The organism is Halobacterium jilantaiense, assembly GCF_900110535.1.
Lineage (GTDB): Archaea > Halobacteriota > Halobacteria > Halobacteriales > Halobacteriaceae > Halobacterium > Halobacterium jilantaiense.
In genome coordinates this window covers 835350-853143 of record NZ_FOJA01000001.1, presented here as the reverse complement: position 1 = coordinate 853143, position 17794 = coordinate 835350, and the positions used below count along the sequence as shown (strand labels likewise).

General features: G+C 53.8%; 8 protein-coding genes and 1 pseudogene. 5 read left to right on the top strand and 4 right to left on the bottom strand.

Going from position 1 to position 17794, the window contains the following annotated elements:
* The first annotated feature begins 128 nt into the window (after window positions 1–128).
* On the top strand, window positions 129–2039 hold the full coding sequence (locus BMW35_RS15270) for a hypothetical protein (protein WP_143052146.1): 1911 nt from the start codon (window positions 129–131) through the stop codon (window positions 2037–2039).
* Between the two features lie 151 nt (window positions 2040–2190).
* Window positions 2191–3201 (top strand): DUF7961 domain-containing protein, encoded by a 1011-nt coding sequence (locus BMW35_RS04405; RefSeq protein WP_089668171.1) that lies wholly within the window; start codon window positions 2191–2193, stop codon window positions 3199–3201.
* Between the two features lie 102 nt (window positions 3202–3303).
* On the opposite strand, the gene BMW35_RS04400 is transcribed toward BMW35_RS04405, so the two are convergent.
* Window positions 3304–4290, bottom strand: a complete 987-nt coding sequence (locus BMW35_RS04400) for an HNH endonuclease (protein ID WP_218138590.1) — start codon at window positions 4288–4290, stop codon at window positions 3304–3306.
* Between the two features lie 505 nt (window positions 4291–4795).
* Here BMW35_RS04400 and BMW35_RS16030 point away from each other — a divergent pair.
* From BMW35_RS16030 to BMW35_RS04385, 3 genes and pseudogenes are all read left to right on the top strand, one after another.
* Window positions 4796–5332 (top strand): annotated as a pseudogene (locus BMW35_RS16030) (metallophosphoesterase family protein); the annotation flags it as partial.
* 165 nt (window positions 5333–5497) lie between these two features.
* Window positions 5498–6247 (top strand): hypothetical protein, encoded by a 750-nt coding sequence (locus tag BMW35_RS15855; protein WP_245708136.1) that lies wholly within the window; start codon window positions 5498–5500, stop codon window positions 6245–6247.
* 34 nt (window positions 6248–6281) lie between these two features.
* On the top strand, window positions 6282–9374 hold the full coding sequence (locus tag BMW35_RS04385; RefSeq protein ID WP_089668168.1) for an AAA family ATPase: 3093 nt from the start codon (window positions 6282–6284) through the stop codon (window positions 9372–9374).
* A 176-nt stretch (window positions 9375–9550) separates the two neighbouring features.
* Here the strand turns inward: BMW35_RS04385 and BMW35_RS04380 are convergent, their stop codons facing one another.
* The 3 genes from BMW35_RS04380 to BMW35_RS04370 form a co-directional block, all read right to left on the bottom strand.
* Window positions 9551–10762, bottom strand: a complete 1212-nt coding sequence (locus tag BMW35_RS04380) for a metallophosphoesterase (protein ID WP_218138589.1) — start codon at window positions 10760–10762, stop codon at window positions 9551–9553.
* Window positions 10763–10983: 221 nt separating this feature from the next.
* On the bottom strand, window positions 10984–14349 hold the full coding sequence (locus BMW35_RS04375) for a helicase-related protein (protein ID WP_218138588.1): 3366 nt from the start codon (window positions 14347–14349) through the stop codon (window positions 10984–10986).
* A complete protein-coding gene (locus tag BMW35_RS04370) occupies window positions 14346–17708 on the bottom strand; it encodes an Eco57I restriction-modification methylase domain-containing protein (protein ID WP_089670352.1) in 3363 nt (1120 codons plus the stop codon). The genes BMW35_RS04375 and BMW35_RS04370 overlap by 4 nt, the downstream gene beginning before the upstream one ends.
* Between the last annotated feature and the right edge of the window lie 86 nt (window positions 17709–17794).

The following is a 17794-nucleotide window of genomic DNA, read 5'->3' as shown; positions in this document are numbered from 1 at the left end:
CCATCATCCCGACCAGCCACCCCCCACGACTCCAACTTAAACACCACATCAGTACACTTCCCATCCGATCATCGGTTCACCGAAGTACGCAGGTATTTCCGGCCACCCCACTTTCGGGGGGTTAGGCAATGCCGGTCCTCCACGAATATTCTGACTCGTATCCTAAATCAGGCTACTACGTTAATGTCAATTGGAGTGCCCCTCATCCCTATCCACTCCAAACGCCAGCGATAACCGCACGGATCTACCGGTCGCTCGGCTTCCAGCCAGGCGATGCCGTTCCAAATGAACTCACATCACGTCTCTTCAACGCCGGGCTCCACTGGACCGGGAGTACTGGCACAGGCGATCCTGCAAAACAAACTGATCTCAACCCAATCGATGATACCGATATCCCGGAACTCGACTCAGAGAGTTTGGACCACGTCTATTACATCCTAAACGAAGCCCCAAACCACGCAGACATTGACGAACTCAACCCGAGTGCCGTCGACGACCTGAAATCCGAGCTCAGTTCCCTCCGGCCAAATAGCAACCCCGATTCAGATTCTCTTTCCGAGCGGACAGTCACAGCGCTCGATGACCTCCGCGACGACCAATCGGTCTCCCGAGAGCAAGCAGAAGAGCTTCGCGCCGCCTGCAGTCACCCACCCACGTTCGATTCCTCTGTCTATGAATTCGTTCGCAACCACCCGATTACACCCCGGGCCTTCGAAGTCAACAAGCACGGCTCCCCATCCTTCACGTTCAGCACAACCGACGTTACCTGGAACCTCGCAGACTGCCGTCCGGACTCACTCAGCTTTGACTGGCCGGTAACCATCGCCCCGGGAACTGACCGCGAATTCGGCCTTCGCGTCACCAATGACGAACTCGTACGCGTCGTTCATGACGGCCACCACCTCTCGACTCAGCAAGCGACAGACCTGATCACTATTCTTCCCTGCCTACTATGGACACTCCACCTCGTTGACGACTATTCACTCTCGGACCGCTGGACAATCACCGACGTCAAAGCGAAACTCCCGGAACCACAGCGAGAGTGGCTAGATGACCAAATACGCGCCTCTCTGTCCGCTCTCGGCCAAGAACCAAACAAGACTGACGGAATTATCGTTGACCGGCCCGACCAATACCTCGGTCGAATCAGAACCCGAGATAAGAGCACCGTCTGTATGGCCGTAAACGCGCTCCCCGACGACGCGGAGGTCGGCGACACCGCCTCATTCGACGTTGACCACCGCTACGACACCTACTACGCCACCAACATTACACTCTCGGAGAAAGCCCCAAACACCGGACGCGAAATCGAAATTTCCACCGGTGACGAAACACACTCATTCCGCCTTCCGTCATCATCCACTCCAGAGCCAAAACGGAAGCTCGCCGCCACACTCTCGACAGCTATTGAGACGGTTGGCCCCACAGCAGCACTCAAAACTGACGTCTTCCAGAGATTCATCACGGATATCGAGATCAACGACCCAGACATTCGAGACCGACTTCTCCAGCGACTCCTCGCAGGAACCCCATTCCACCCAGGGACATTCCCCGAACTGGTCACAAATCTCAACGCCCACCATCGGTTGCCTGACAAACCCCTCTCGTTCCACCTCCTCCCTATTGCCGCCTGCACAGCCGTCTTCTACGATGCCATCGACACACAAGCCATCCTAGACGAGTGCGACAACCAAGGCGACACGACCATTCTCTACCACCGCGACGGCAACACGGTACTTGTCGGAAACGAACTCCTCTGGCACGGCATAGCGAACGCTCTCCAAACCATCCCAGACCCACTCAAAGCCGCCATTGGAGCCGAATCCCTCCATCACGCACGATTCGTCCCTCGAACTATCGCCGCGCTCAGCGAGCAACAATTCTACCGAACTATCTCCCGACCATTCGTCGAGGACATCCTCCAAGCCGGCATCCAAAAATCTGGTCTCAATGCACTCTATCTCCCAGACAACGAGGTCGAGGAATCAGACAACATCCTAAAAGAGATTAAGCCGGACTTCATGCAAGGGGAGAACTGAGCGATACTCGATCAGATCGTGTAACCCATCCGAGACTGTCTTAACTGACGACGTTCATTACTGTAGATCCGCCCACAACCCATGACGGGAGTGATTTACTTTCCCGGTAATCCACGCTATCTATATCAGCCACGGTGGTAAGTCACAGACAGTGTATCTCTACACGCCCGGTGAAATAGATCGTGAGCGCGCCCACCATCAAGCCGTCATCCAGGGCGCTGATGATATCAACGTCAAACGAATCGGTAATCTTGGCGAACTCGCATTCGAACAGTTCTGCCGTGAATATCTCCCCGTCGAAATGTGGACCTGGAAGAACGAGAAAGCAATCCGACGATGTAACTCGGAGAGCTTCTCCAGCTACGACTTTGAGGTCTTCGACTACACTGTTGACGTCAAGACCTCACGCGATGTCTCCGCGTTCCAACCCGAGAAGCTCCTGGACAACGACCCTGACGACGACATTTTGGTTATGGTCTGGCACCGCGATAACGAAGATGCCCTCATCCTCCTCGGCTGGGAACGCACCGAAACCCTCAAATCGAAAGTCCACACCCAAGAAGCGTATTCCGGAGAAGAGCCGGAAAAGCTCGCGCACCTCGCTACGCGACCGATGAATGAACTCCACGACCTCGGTCCTAACACTGCCCACCTCAACCAGAAGCCTGAGAACCCCTTCCAGCCCGGCGACCGCGTCATCAAAGCCACCGACGAGGACAGTTCAGTTGGCGTCGTCGTCGAAGTCCTCCCGCCCGAAGAAAACGCTACACTCTACGGGCAAGAACTAGAGGGCGAGGCTGTTCGAGTGGCGTTCCCCAGTACACTCGACGAAGGACCCGGCGATTGGCGGACGATCCACCCCGCGAAGCTAGCGTCGTATTGCGTCGACCAAGAAATCCATCTCTACGACTACAAACACACCAACCTAGAGTACGCCGACCAACCGTTCACCGTCGGCGACTACGTCATCAAACCCGACTACGACAACCCCGACCTCGCCATCATCACCGCCGTTGACAGCGGTGAAATATCAGTCGTCTTCGAACACCTCCTCAACAAGGACTACATCCAGCCCCAGCGCCTAGAAGACATCTGCGAAAACAACAACCTCAGTCAATACTCATTCCCCGCCGAGGACATGGCATTCGAACCGCAATACTAGTCTCGACACCTACCATCCCCAACCCAGGTGAGGAAGGATCCCCCAATTCACCAATACATGAGATAATCCTCTGACAATCCGGTTTACTCTTAATATCTACTTTCACACCCACTCAAGCGACGCATTATGTTGCGCAACGTACTGTGGCTCTAAACCCCCATCTGGAACCGAGATCCGCTCGCCCTCCCGGTCGATGACCGTCCGCTGTAACACGTCACTCTCCGTTTCGAACTCTGGATTCACGCACAGCCGGTACTCCTGATCAATCGTGAACAGCTCTCGGTCAAACGCCGCGTGGTGTGTTTTGCTGAGTGCCAGCACGTTCGAGAGATCAGCCCTGTGTTCGGGATACTCACTCCACGACAGGACGTGCGCCACGTCCAACAGCCCTGGATGATCCACCCCGGAAACCGGGCATGTGCGGCCATGACGAGAGAGCGCCGTCGCACGGAACTCCGGATCTAACGATCGTGCGTGGACGGTTGCTTCGTAGGTCCCGGAATGCATTCCGTCAGTGCTCGCCGACGGCGTCCACTCAGAGTCAGCCCACTCCTCAACCGCAGACTCAACGAACTGTAGGCCGTCATCCGTCAACGCGTACTCGTCACCGCGTTTCTCGACGAGCCCCATGCTCCGCAGCCAATTCACTCGCTGCTTCGCCATGTCCGTCTCCCCGCGACTCCACCCCAACTCCGGATGCGTATCCAGCTGCTGGTTACTCACCTCCGCGAGCGTCATCGAACCCGCAGCCAACGCATACAATAGACTCCGCAGCCCGACGTTCCGATCACACATAATTCGCAGCAACGTCGTCACATCACCCTCCGAAACGTACTCCCGCCCAGCCTCACCGAGCTCCCAATGCTCGTTCGTCGGGCGGAGGAACCCAACCTGCTGTAAATACTTGACCCGCCGCATAATCGAATCCCGGCTCGACACATTCGGGAATGAACCACGATGCCAGCCCACCAGTTCATCCAACGTCGGCTGATGCGCATCCACGAACTCAAGAATCGCATCCAACGTCTCAACGTACCGCGTCCCCCCACCAAACATCGGAACAATACTACGGAGCCGATCCGGAGACATGCAAATACAGTAACAGAGCCGGATGATGATCCTTTCCCCAGGGGGATCGAATCTGAATCAGGTCGGGGGCTTTCAGAAACTACGATTGTGAGGAATCGGCGATTGGTGGCCGCAAGTCACGCCACCGAAATCGGCTGTCTCACCTAAATCAAGCACAACCCGATAGAGCTTGGCATCTCGCTCCTCAGCGGTGAATGAATTCGCATCATCACTCAATACTGCAACAACTCGCCCTGCTCCCCGTGATACTCCTGATAATCGGGGTCAGTCTCATCAGGAATACCGACTCGGACGCAATCTCTCTTCGAAAAGCGCTGCATTATCGGAGACGACAGTGACGGTTATCAGCACTTGGGTATCGATGAGATGTCCGTTCAAACTAAGTGTTGGCTTGTTTCCTCTTTCCATACGTATCGAGTTAAGCAGCCCACTATAATCACCCTATTATACGGACGTGTTGTCCCGTAGACTTATCCAACGTGCGGTAAAATAACCTTGCATCGAAATGGTACGGCTCCTACATACTAGTGATACGCATCTAGGATATCGACAATATCATTTGGATGAGCGTCGGCGAGATTTCGCTGAAGCATTTGCAGAGGTCGTATCAGCTGGAATTCAGCAAGACGTTGACGCCGTTGTTCACGCCGGCGATTTATTCCATACTAGTCGACCTGATATCACACCACTCCAAACCGTCCTAACTGAACTCCAACGCCTACAGGACGCGGATATTCCGTTTCTACTAATCGTTGGGAATCACGAACGAACACATGACCGTAATTGGGTCGAGTTACTCCAGGAGATTGGGCTAGCTACTCGATTGGATGCGGCCGGAACCCGAGTAGCCGATACGACGATTTACGGTTTAGACCACGTCCCACCTGGACAGCGCGATCGACTTGACTATCACTTCGAAGCTGCTGAGACTGACAGCGCCATCCTGGTCGGCCACGGTCTATTCAAACCATTCGGGCACGGCGACTGGAGTACACAGCGAATCTTAGCAAAAAGCCCGGTTGATTTTGACCTCATGCTTGTCGGCGATGACCATGGAGCTGATTATCGACTCGTCAGTAGCGGTCGTCCCGACAGCAACTTCGACTCAGCGGACTCAGATAGCACACCTGAAGGTGACCAAGCAACAGCGACCTCACCAAGCTCAAAGCGAATCCCGCTCAGTTACGCTGGTTCCACTGAGCGGACGATGGCAGACCAGCGCGACCCCCGGACATATTCGCTCGTAACAGTCCCGCCCAACGGTGCTGTCGATCCTGAAGAGCACATCGACCGTCGAGTCATCGAAAGCGCCCGCGAATTCGTCTATGTTGATGTCCCACTGCACCGCGGGGAAGGTATCGAAACCGTCGAACAAACAATTAGAGAGAAAGTCGACTCGCTGGATGACTCTGTGCTGAAAGTGACGCTAATGGCTGCTGAGGAGGAACCGCCGGTTTCTGATTCACTGCCAGAAGCTGACGATGACGGGGACGCGCCTGATCGTGTTGTCCACGAACGGGTTCCAGTCGGCCCAATCGAGAATTTAGGTACCGAACTTGGAGCCTTGGTTACACGAGTCAGCGATCGCCGAGATCTGCTTGAGGACGAACGAGATTACCAAGCGGTCGAATTTGCAGATGTTGATGCCGCCGTCGAAGAACGACGCGAAGACATCATCATCACAGAAACGGCAGATCTGTTCCTCGAAATGGCGATGAATACTGACCAAACTGCAGACAGTAACATCACTGACAAAGCCCAAGAAACTGTTACAACAGTCCTTGAGCGCGAATCACCCGACGCACTCCACGTTGACGGATCTGCTGCTCCCGATACCAGTAGCGAGGGTGAGGCGGCAGACACAGCAGATGAATCAGTATCGACTGCTGTTGGCGGTGGTGACAAAGTCGATAACGAGGAACTCCTAGAGAACGCACTTGAGGAAATCAACGACTGAACAGCACTAGCTAACGCTACTACTTCACTAAGTCATGCAATTTCAACGAATCCACGTTCAAAACTGGCGGTGTTTCACAGACGAATCAGTGCGTTTCGAGGACGGCGTCACTGTCCTGTATGGGAACAACGGGTCCGGGAAATCTTCATTATTGGAAGCCGCGTTCTTTGCCCTGTACGGCAGTGACGCGTTAGATAGTGGTACCACCATGGACGATGTGGTGACAACCGATGAGGATACTGCTGAAGTAACACTGTCCTTTGCCCATCGCGGTGAGTCCTACGAGGTCACCCGAGAAATCCGTGTTCGAGGAGACACGTATCAAGAGGCGGATCTTACCACGCCACCGGGCAAACCAGACCTTAACCAAATCGGTGCTATCGATGATCTGATTGAAGAAGAACTCCGGTTAAACGCTGAGGATTTCCTCAACAGCGCGTACGTCCAACAAGGTGACGTCTCTCGGCTTATCGACGCCACGCCGAAACAACGCCAGCGAATCATCGACAACCTGCTCCAGATGAGTAAATTGGAGCGGTATCGAGCTCGCATGGATAGCATCGGAACTGGCGTCGGTCGCGTTGCTGATACGAAAGAAGATCAAGTCCAGGAACTCACGACGCAGATTGAGGAATACAACGAACCCCGAATCCAGTCCAGAAAACAGCAACTGCACGGGTTTGAATCTGCACTCGAAGACAGGCGTGACGCCATCACAGCAGATATAGAGGAACTAGAAGGTGAGAAAGCAGACGCCGAGGAGGTTGTCGACGCACAAGAAGACGCACGAAAGACCGTCGAAGAAACTAGAGACACTGCAGCGACGCACATGGAGGACTTGGCGAGTGCTGTCACCGAGTACCAATCGCTACAAAACGAGTACAACAACGCCGAGTCCAACGTCAAGCAGCACCAAGACGAATTGACCTCGCTCTTTGCAGCCGGAACCGGTGATCTCACCACGGACTTCGGTGCTGTCGACGACATCGTCACAGAGGTGGCAGAGAAAGCTGATGCTACCGTAAAAAATGAAGTAGCGGACGCGACAGTGGATGGGAGCTTACAACAACCAGACACTGACCCTCGTGAGATAGCAACCTCTCTTGTGCCGGAATCAAACGACAAGCCGGCGAACGAAACAGCAGCGACAGCTGATGATATACTGACAGATATTCCAACAGCAACCGCACCCCTAACTCCTGCAGTGACGGGCGAGACAGAAGACACCGATGGCGATACGATTGGTACAACGGATGCCGTCGATGAAACGGCCGTTGACCCACTGACTAACCCGACTGTAGACATCGAGGTCTCGTTAGTTCGAGTACCGACACCAGGTCTTGACATAGACCCGGAATCACTCGAACTGAGTGTCGCTGAGGACGCCCAAGACCAGACCAGAGACCTCGTGAAAAACATTCGAGAACGACTGCAAGCGCTTGAAACCGCAGCGGAGGAAGCCCGCAGCGAAGCAGATCGTCTCGAACAAGATACCCAACAACACAACCGGGTAGTTGACACAGCACTTGATGACGCCGCTACAACCCTAGCCGACATTGCAAATATCCGTCAAGGCCGCAGTGAATTAGCAAAAAAGCGAGACCAACTGCAGGCTGACATCGACGACTCACCGTTTACCATTGCCACCGCAGATGAGACCCCAGACACTGCCCTTGAAGCTCTAGCTGAACGCATAGAACACAGAATTGAGCGGCTTCAAGCAGAACAAGACCACTACCGCGATGAGGCAACGCGACTTGGCGAACGAATCGAGCAAGCCGACCAGTTACTCGACGAGGGCAACTGTCCCGAGTGTGGCCGTCCAGTCGACGGTGCGCCAAACGTCGAACACCGCGACCAATGGGAGGACGAACGAGACTCCGCCGAACAGCTGGTCGAAGCACTTGACGACGGCATCACAGAATTAGAACAGCAAAAAGAGCAAGCAGCTAATCTCCTTGCGACAGCCCAAGACCTGTACGGAGAGGAGCTCACCGTCACCGTTGCAGCAACGGGCACGACCACCAGCGCAATCCAAGTCGACCCGAATACAGATCTCACCCCGCTGCACGAAGACGCAGCTGAACATCACCTCGATGCCAGAGAGGCACGCCACACAGCCCACGAAACACGATTCAAAGCCGTCGTGCAACATCTTACAGCGACTGTTCTCACCCGGGCATCGGAACGCACTCTTGCATACCTTACCCGCTCCCTTGCACGAAAAGACGTACTGAGTCAAATTGAAGCGGCAGTCGACAAACGGACCAACGCCGAACGCAATCTCGAACTCGCCAAAACTAAACTCGAAACGCAAGCGACCGCTGTCACTGACACGCACACTGACCTACAAGAAGAAATTAAAGCGTACTCCGACGCGACTGATTCGTTCAACCCGGAGAAGCTCCAAGAAGCTGAAGACACTGTCGCGGAAATCACGGATGAACTCGACACGCTTGATGCAGAGCTTGAGGACTTACGAGCCACAGAGCGTGCTGTCAGTGAACACCTCGGTGACCTTGGGCAACAACTCAAGAAGCTGAACGAACTCCGGGATACACGCGACACGCGGCAACGCGAAGCGACCGCCGTCAAAGCGCTCAACAACCAAGTCACCGAGCTGGAAGAAATGTTCATTAACCTTCGAGCAGATCTGCGGGAGCAAAACGTTCACCGGCTCGAAGACTTACTTCAAGAAATGTTCGACACCCTGTACCGCAATGACGCATATGCCGACATCAAACTGGATGGAGAATACGACGCTACACTCATCGAGAAGGGCGGCGGCGAACTCCCACCAACCAAGCTCTCCGGCGGCGAGTCCGCCGTGTTCAATCTCGCGCTCCGCGGCGCAATTTACCGGCTCCTCACTGAAGGCTTCGAAGACGACGTCCCAATGCCACCCCTCATCCTCGACGAACCAACGGCTCACCTCGACGATGGGCACGTTGACCGCCTCAACGATGTCGTCGAAGCGATGCGCACAGCGGGCGTCAAACAAACTATCGTCGTCAGCCACGACGAAGGCCTGATAGACAGTGCTGACCACCGCATCCACGTTCGCCAACAACAAGGGACGAACCGGTCCGTCGCCGAACCAGAAACCGCGCTACCAGTTGACCTGTAGAATATAGCGCATTCGGTATGTTCCGCCCATGACTATAGCTGTGTCATCTCGCAACGATATTTTAGAGCTATGTGTACCATCAATCAGTCCCACCCAAAATCGACCGCCTGTTGAATTGTTCTACGACACCCCGCAACTGAGCTGCACGACTCCTCCACGGGACAACTCCTCTCACGTCACACTGAATGCCGCGTCCACGAGACCTCCTCGGCTGAAATCGTGAGCTCCGTGATGAAGGCATCGTGATTCCGGTACGCCGGACCAACGCGTGCTGCAGGTCCGGTGTATAATACGGGCGTCCCATCCCCGGTCTCGAACGAGTACCCATGCTCGAAATCATCGTGCTTGGGTCGATGCTCATCACCCACCAGCACACAATCAAACGATACGCGTGACTGTGCCAGCAACTCGTCGAGATCGACATCTGCAGTCGAACGTTCTCGGTACGGCGTCGCCCCGTCGTGTAGGCACAGTACGTTCGGCCCAGGCGACGATGCTCCGAACGCAATTTCCGATGGACGCCACCCAAGCGACTCGTAAGTCCCGACATCACCAATTCCAACGTTTTCCGCCGAGACCCCATACGCGTCAAGTGGCCCGCCAGCAACCGATGTCGGACTGGCCGACAACTCAATAAGATACTCGTTCCGCACCTGATCTTTCACCCACGCAATCCCATCCACAGAATTCGAATAGTACGGATCCGCCGCCCCGTGATCGTGCGTTCCCAAAATACAGTACACTGGGATATTACAGAGAGCCAAATCACGCAAACTCGACTCCGCAGCATCAAGCGTCACCGCATCCACCTCGTGATCCAGCAAATCACCGGTGTGAATCACCGCATCAATATCCCCCTCCATCGCAAGCGTTCGCACCCGCCGAATCGTGTCCCGACTATTGATCTCATCAATCCACGGCACTGCCTTCCCACTCCCAGTCTCCGCACGATTCTCATACCCGAGATGCGTATCACTCACAAACAGCACCGTCGTCGCATCACCACCAACTCCCGCTTCCGTACTGTTGCGCGCTCGCTGAACTCGATCTCGGTCAAGCAACCTCTCGCTCCCGTCACCCGGCCGATCAGCCGCGGGCTCAGCAGGGAACTCAGCCAGCAACGAGATCGCCCAATCAACCTCCCCCGACGAAACGTATACCGGAAGCACTTCTCCCGACGCCGGCGCAACCGGTAACTCCGCACCCGACGGCACATACCGACGATCCCCCTCTCGCGGCTCCGCCACCGTAATCGCCGAAAACTCCGTCACCCGCTCCCCATTCCCCTGTCGCCGCGCGTAATCCTTCCGTTTCCCCAAATTCCGCTCCTTCTGCTGAGCGCCAAAACACGACGCCTCATCAGCCAACAACTCATCACCGTACAGCACAGACCGCAACGCCAATCTCCACTCCGAATCCACCCCAGAAGGCAACGACCCATACAGAACAGACAGAGAATCATACAACTCAGTCAACTCATTCCCAGAACCCATCGGATACCACTAACTTACTCTTGTCAGGCGGTATGAAGCCGCCGGTCTTTCAGTAAATCCGGTTGAAAGGAACTACTGAGATTCTAGCGGGGATAGTATGAGTCATCCTGATGCAGTTAGGTCTCGGATTTGCTGTTATCTAATTGGCCAGCAAGTGCGACATCTGCTTCTGTAACGGTTTCTGGATCAACTAGCTCAATTTCCTCTGTGAGTTTGTGGTGTATCCTTCGGATTGTGCCGTTGGTCCCATATCTACGACGTCTCCGATATATCGTGCGCAACTGTCCCTCGGCCCAGTCGCTCATTTCGTGATCATCTAAGAGTTCGAGGATTTCCTCTGCTTCTCCGCTTACGTCTTCGTCGCTGTCCGCAATCTGCCGGCATAACTGTTTGATGTCGGTAACGACGTCGCTATCGCCGCTCTGCCTGCTCAATATGTCGTTTTGCCACGTGCTCGGGGTACCTAGCTCACTTACAAAGGATTTCAACTCCTCAAAATCATCCTCCGGGATCGTTTGGCGAGTGGTATCAGGGGAAGAGATAGTTTCGAACACTCGAACGTCATCTGTCTCCAGCCGTGGGAATTGGGTGAAGACTGTTTGTCCCCCGATTGTAGTGCTTTGTACTCGATCCGAATCGAAAATGGTGGTTCGCCATTCGGTGCGTCCACTACTGTGTTCTAAGTGTGCGAGCGAGACATATCCTTCTTCGCCGGGTGCGACGAAATATTGCGGTTCCGACCTACCTGCGACGGCATCGTAGGTTTCCCGAAGCTCCTCGACATTGACATCATTCTCTTCACAGAATGTCCGAACGACGTTTCTGAGATCGTCATACTTCGACCCGATACCCTCCAACCGTTCGTCCCCGAACTCCGCACCACCTTCTTCTAATCGCTCATAGGTCATGAGCGTCTTATGCACTTGCTCTTCGGCCGTATCCAGGATGGGAGCAGCATGGCCGAAGGTGTTTGCGATATCTTCGATTTTCTCTTGAATCCGCTCAACAAGTCCGAGCTGCTTCCGCAGGTCGCCTGTCGGAGCAAAGTTATAGATTAACAGCTCGTCATGCCGCGTCGTAATGCGGTCGATACGTCCAATTCTCTGCTCCATCTTCATCGGGTTCCAATGGAGGTCGTAGTTCACGATGACTCGCGCATCCTGGAGATTCTGTCCGACCCCTAGTACGTCGGTTGCAAACAGGATGTCAATCTCTTCACCGGGGGTGACGTCGGCTTCTTGGGCTTCTGGAGCGAATCGCTCAACAATCCTCTCATCGTACCCACTGCCCCCGTGGACAAATCCGACAGTAGGGTTACTCGGATCGTGACCGAGCGTAGCAACGTTGGTGTGCGCTGGATTCTCGCCAGTTAGTTGCTCGAAGAGATGCGTGATCGTGGGTACGTACTGACTGAATATGAGGACCTTCTCGTCCGATAGCTCTCGATCAATTAATCCACGCAGACGTTCCGCCTTAGCGTCTTTAGTGCGGCCGTCTTCTTTGGTCTGGAGTGCATTCTGTGCTTGCCGCTTTATACGATCAAGTTCCTGAAGGTCTTCGTCAATGTCTGCTACGATCTCGTCCCTCTTCGAGGGGCTGACTCTATTGAGGGCTTCTGCGACCTCCTCAAAGTCAATATCTTTGGCGAAGTCGTCTTCAAATGTGTCCCGTATCTGTTCAACGGCGTCACTCCGGTTTTTCGCATCATCCAAGTCACCAGTAGCGATGTGACGTGTGATGCGCTCTCGTTCCATAAGACGTTCAACAGAAGTCTCGAAAGCGGCAAGGCTGCTCTCAAGACGTTTGAGGAGATTGATGAGCATCAGAATGCTCGCATTCTGGTACTCAATGATTAGTTCCTCTTCCTCGTCTCCATCAGCGTCATACCGATCTGCGCTAACGTAGGGAATATTCAACCCGGAGTTCTCGGAGTTATCTGCCCCGATGACTGTATCGACGATGTCACTATAGAGTTCATCGAGACGAGGGTCGTCCGGTGTGACAAGACGCGGATTTCGATCAGGGACGCTAATGGCCCGGTCTCCGATGGTGACTTCCTCGTAATTTTCGAGGATGTACTTCCGGTCCCTCGAAATAATTACCTCTCGCATAATTGACTCAATGAGTTCTTCGAGGTCCGAAAGCCGACTCTGAGTGCTCGCAGATTTGTCCTCCTCGCTGGAGAGGAGGTCGTACTGCTTGAAAATCTCGCTCGGTGACAAACCCTTCAGCTCAATATCGAAGTCGTCGTCGTCGGCAAACACCTTGATCAGATTGTCCACGTCTCGAACGGAGTTGTGGATCGGGGTCGCAGTGAGCATCACGAACTTCTTGCCCTTTCGACCGATTGACTGGAGTTTATCGTAGCGCTGTGTTCCAGTATTTCGGAGATTGTGGGCTTCGTCGACGAGAATCAAATCAACTCCGCGGAGCCGTTGGATCTCCTTTTCAGACAGGCGGGAGAGTTTATTGAAACTCATAAACGTCTTCTCAGCGGTCGTCGGAAATTCGCCGGTGTCCGCATCAAGGAGGTCCCGCATCCACATCCGCTCCAGTCGGTTGGGGGCGATGATGAGTACATCATCTCGGGAGCTCGTGTATTCCTGCACGAGTGGGGCACCGATGTACGACTTCCCTAAACCGACGCTGTCAGCTAATACGACGCCGTTGTATTTTTCGAGCGGGCGACGCGCTGCTCTGAATGCGTCCTGCTGGAACGCTGTGAGTTGTTCTTCGTAATCGCCAGTGATGTCCTGGAGTAGGGTGCCCTCTCGGACGTCTCGGGAAAACTGCTCGACAATAAACCGCTTCGTCGCTTCGTACGGTGAAATCGTTTCCACCTCTGCGACCGATGTTCCTCCCTCAGAGGTGTCCGGCAGGTCATCTCCGAACTGCGACTCCTCTATCTCGGCAACCATCAGGTCTGTATCGAATTCGCTGGCCTCCTCCCAGATCTCCTCGAACCACTCGCCGAGATACCGGATCGTGTTGTTGTCCTTCTTTTCGACGTTCAGTTCGACATTTCCGCGGAGACCGCTGGCGGAGAGGTTTGAGGAGCCGATAATCGCCCGGCCGAGGTCCGGAGAACCCGCGGGGTGCTCGAAGAGATAGAGCTTCGGATGAAACCGACTGTCGTCGTACACACGCACATCCACCTTGTCCTCCTGAATGAGCTCGTAAAGCCGATTAATACCTTCTTGAGCTTCAGAGCGGTCGTACTCATCTAAGTCGTCAGCAAACCCACGTTCCAGTTCATCGATGGTACGCTGATCGGTATCGGTTCCGATGAGTATTTCAACGCGTTCAGCTCTTCGGAGGTTCTCCTTCAGGAGATCGAAACCACCGAGATAGAAGTACCCAACGGCAATTCGGACGGTCTCGGCTTCGGGAGCCAGAGCATTCGCCCGCTCGGCAACATCGTATTCGCGGTTGTCGAGGACGTCAGAGTAGCCAGACCAATCAGGGACTGGGTCCTCACTCATAGCGAGATATTGTATAGCTTTTCGACGCGTTCGTCAATTTCGCTCTGTACGTCTGATAGAGTTCTTGTACCCTCTCCCTTCTGGATTGAAATTGCTTCGTCGACCAGTTCTTCGATCATCTGCTCCTCTTCTGATGTTGGTATCGGGATAGGGATATGGCGCATGTCTGTCGCCTGTTTTCCAGAGGAGTTGATGAAAGAATCCGTAATATGCTCGCAGACCTCGGAATTGAGCAATCCATTAAGGTATTTGGCCGAGACTACATCTTCGTCAATAGATACAAGAACGACACCAGTGCTATCGATAACCGAGTCGTCTGTGTAGCGAACTTTGAGCTCCGAAAATCCTCCCCGGGAGGAGAATATCCCGGGGTCAAAGTAGTATCCCGGGTTTCGGATGAGACCGTCATCGTCAATCCCTTTGACTGCATCTCGACTCCAGTTGATGTACGAATCTTTCGCCTTATAGTAGATCTCGTCTGATTTGAAACCCTTCTCTATTGGCACCCAGGTGTCTTTGCGGTCGGAGTCAAGCCCATTCAGCCGCTCATCTTCGGACATTGAGTCGACATCTGCAAGATACTCTTCGGTAATCACTCTGCTAACGGAACTAAAGGTGTTCTCGTTTTTCTCACCGTAGGTGAATGTTTCTTCATTTCTTTGCTTTACTTTTCGTGCTCCGCGCGAGCCGTCGATGTACGCTAGGTACTCCTCGTTGTTGCCAGTAGCAAGGCCTTGCCCACCAAGTGTAAGTAAACCAACGATAGAGGTGTCGCCAGGTTCAATCTGTGAGAGGTGGTCGCCCTCAATACGCTCTAAATTATTTTCTAAGGTAGTTGAATCTCTAATGGCGTCTTCCCACTCCTCAGCGAGAGTCCTAATTCGCTCCATGTGTTTCTGATGTATCTCCAGATTCACCTCCGTGGGCTCAAAGAATGCGTGTCGAAGCGTCCGATTGAACAGAGATAGCTTCACCGCATATCCTCGCGTAGGTTCTTGGAGATCCAACGGAGTTGCAAATTCGTCACACCCAAGCAAGTTATCCTCAAGATCTGAATCCGTCGTTCGATATAGGTCACCGATGAGAGAACGATAAAGATCAATATTGGTGTCTGAAGCATCGATATACGCCATAATATGGGTTTCATCAGGAGGGGATTTTCGAAGGGAGAAAATCGCAGGATCTACTGTAGCGTCGAATGTTTCCGAGTTGGCGTCCAACAGAATATCAAGTTCATTTTGTTGAAGCAGATTTCGTGTCGTCTGTTTCGAACCAATAGTGTAGAACGTATCACTAGTAATGTATGACAATACGCCACCCTTTCGGGTCAGTTCCCATCCACGGATATTGAACTTCTGATAGAGATCATGGCGCATCCGCGGAATCGTTTTATAGAAGTCGTACTTTTCGTCGTAGAAGCGGGCAAGTTCTCCAATATAGTCTTGTTGAGACTGTCCCTCGTACGGTGGATTACCGATTACAATATCGAAACCACCGTCCAGAATGACCTCCGGAATGTTTAGCGTCCACGCAAAGGTTTCGTCAGTCTCTTCGGCAACCTCGGTCATCCAGTCACTCTTTTCGACGGCTAATTGGGTCTCCAGCTCGTCTGTAAGTGTTTCGAGTCGCTCGGCAAGCCGGTCCTTTTCCTCACCATGTGCGGTCTGGTATTTGGACCTAACATCGTGAATCTCATCGAGTGTATCGTCGAGTCCTCCCGATAGGGTGGCTTGCTGGGCCTCGACGTTTGTCGGGTCATGCTCGCCGACGAGGCTGTTACCAACGAAGAACTTGAACCCGAGGTTGGGCAGTGCAAACTCTTCGTTTGAGTCGAGGAACTCTTCGTGGTCTACGTCGAGATCCTGCATTAGGTGGAGCCAGACACGGAACTTACACAGCTCGATACCGCCAGCGTCGATGTCGACACCGTAGAGCGTGTCCGCGATGAACTCTTCTTTCAGCTGGAACCGGCTTCGGTCGTCGCCAGTACTATCGTCGAGCGCTTCCGAGACGGCGACGAGTTCCTCCAGCATGGCGATGATGAACGCGCCACTACCCACTGCCGGATCCAGTACGGTCGCAGAGCGAAGAGCGTTATTGACGTCCTCGATCTGATCCTCGGTGAGCGAGTCGGGGGCGATGTGGTCACTAACCAGTGACACAGCCTCTTCGTGGGAGATGTCGGTTTCCCCCAGCAGGTGCTGCTTGAGCGCGTTCTTCGTCATGTAGGCAGTGATAGGCTTCGGAGTGTAGAACGCGCCCACCTCTGAACGCTCGTCCTCCTGCATGAACATCTCGAAGATACGCCCGATGAACTCCGGATCGACGACGAGTTCCTGTTCGCTGGGGTTTGACTCACGCAGCGAGATTTTGTATCGCCGGAGGAATCCTTCCGGTTCGCCATCGTCGCCATCCTCCGGGCTGAGGAGCTTGTCGAAGAACGCCTCGTCAATTTCGACGTCCTCTTCGATATCTTTGCGCTCGAACAGACCGCCGTTGAGGAAGGGAATCTGACCGAGGCGGTCCGATTCCGTTGTCCCCTCCTCGGAGAGCGCTTCGAAGAACAGTGGCTCGAATAAGTCGTCGTAAACGTGCAGATCGTTCTCTTCGGCCACCTCTTCGTACTTGTTTTCTACGTAGTCTACATCCCCGTCAAGCCACCCCTTCTCCTCAATGAATAGCAAGAACAGGACGCGATTGACGACCGTTCGCGTGTATGCGTTCAGGTTCTCCTCCGGATCCTCCAAGTCGTGAATTGCATCCTGAAGATCCTCGCGGAAGATTTCCCCGAAATCTTGGTAGAAGCTCCGCGTGACCTCTCGGATGGAGAAGACATCCTCAACATCGCCTCCCAGACTCGTTCGACCCTGTCCAGAGTCCACGGAGAGGTCGTCAAGATAGTCGAGATACGCAGGCTCGACGCCGAACCGCTTGACCGTGAAGTAGTTGAGATCGAAGGTCACCTCAACGTCTTCTGAAGAGAACTGCTCCTCAATATGAAGGAACGTGAGATCATCGTTCAGGGGACTAGTCAGTGGTCCCTCGTCCGATTTCCTGTATGCAATGACAGTGAATAGTTCGTTGATCGGACTACCGTGTCGTTTCAGGTGTCGCTTCAGATCGCTAAACGCAGGGCTATCCCCAGATGCTTCGAGTTCGATGTATCGAATGACCCCGTCACCGTTCTCATCGACTAAGTGAGCTTCGTACCAATCGTTTCTCCCTTGGTTACGCTTTATCCCGCTCGGGACCTCTACAAAGGTACTGTAGTTTAGTCCCCCGGAGTCGAGCAGATAGTCGATGACATCGCCTCCGTTTTCGATTGAATCGAGATCTTCAATGGAAGTTCGGACAGACATATTTCGCTTGACGGCCATTCTCTCCATCATCATATATACTCTTGGCAAACCGTCGCGGGCTGTCGGTGAATCATTCGAGGAGAATT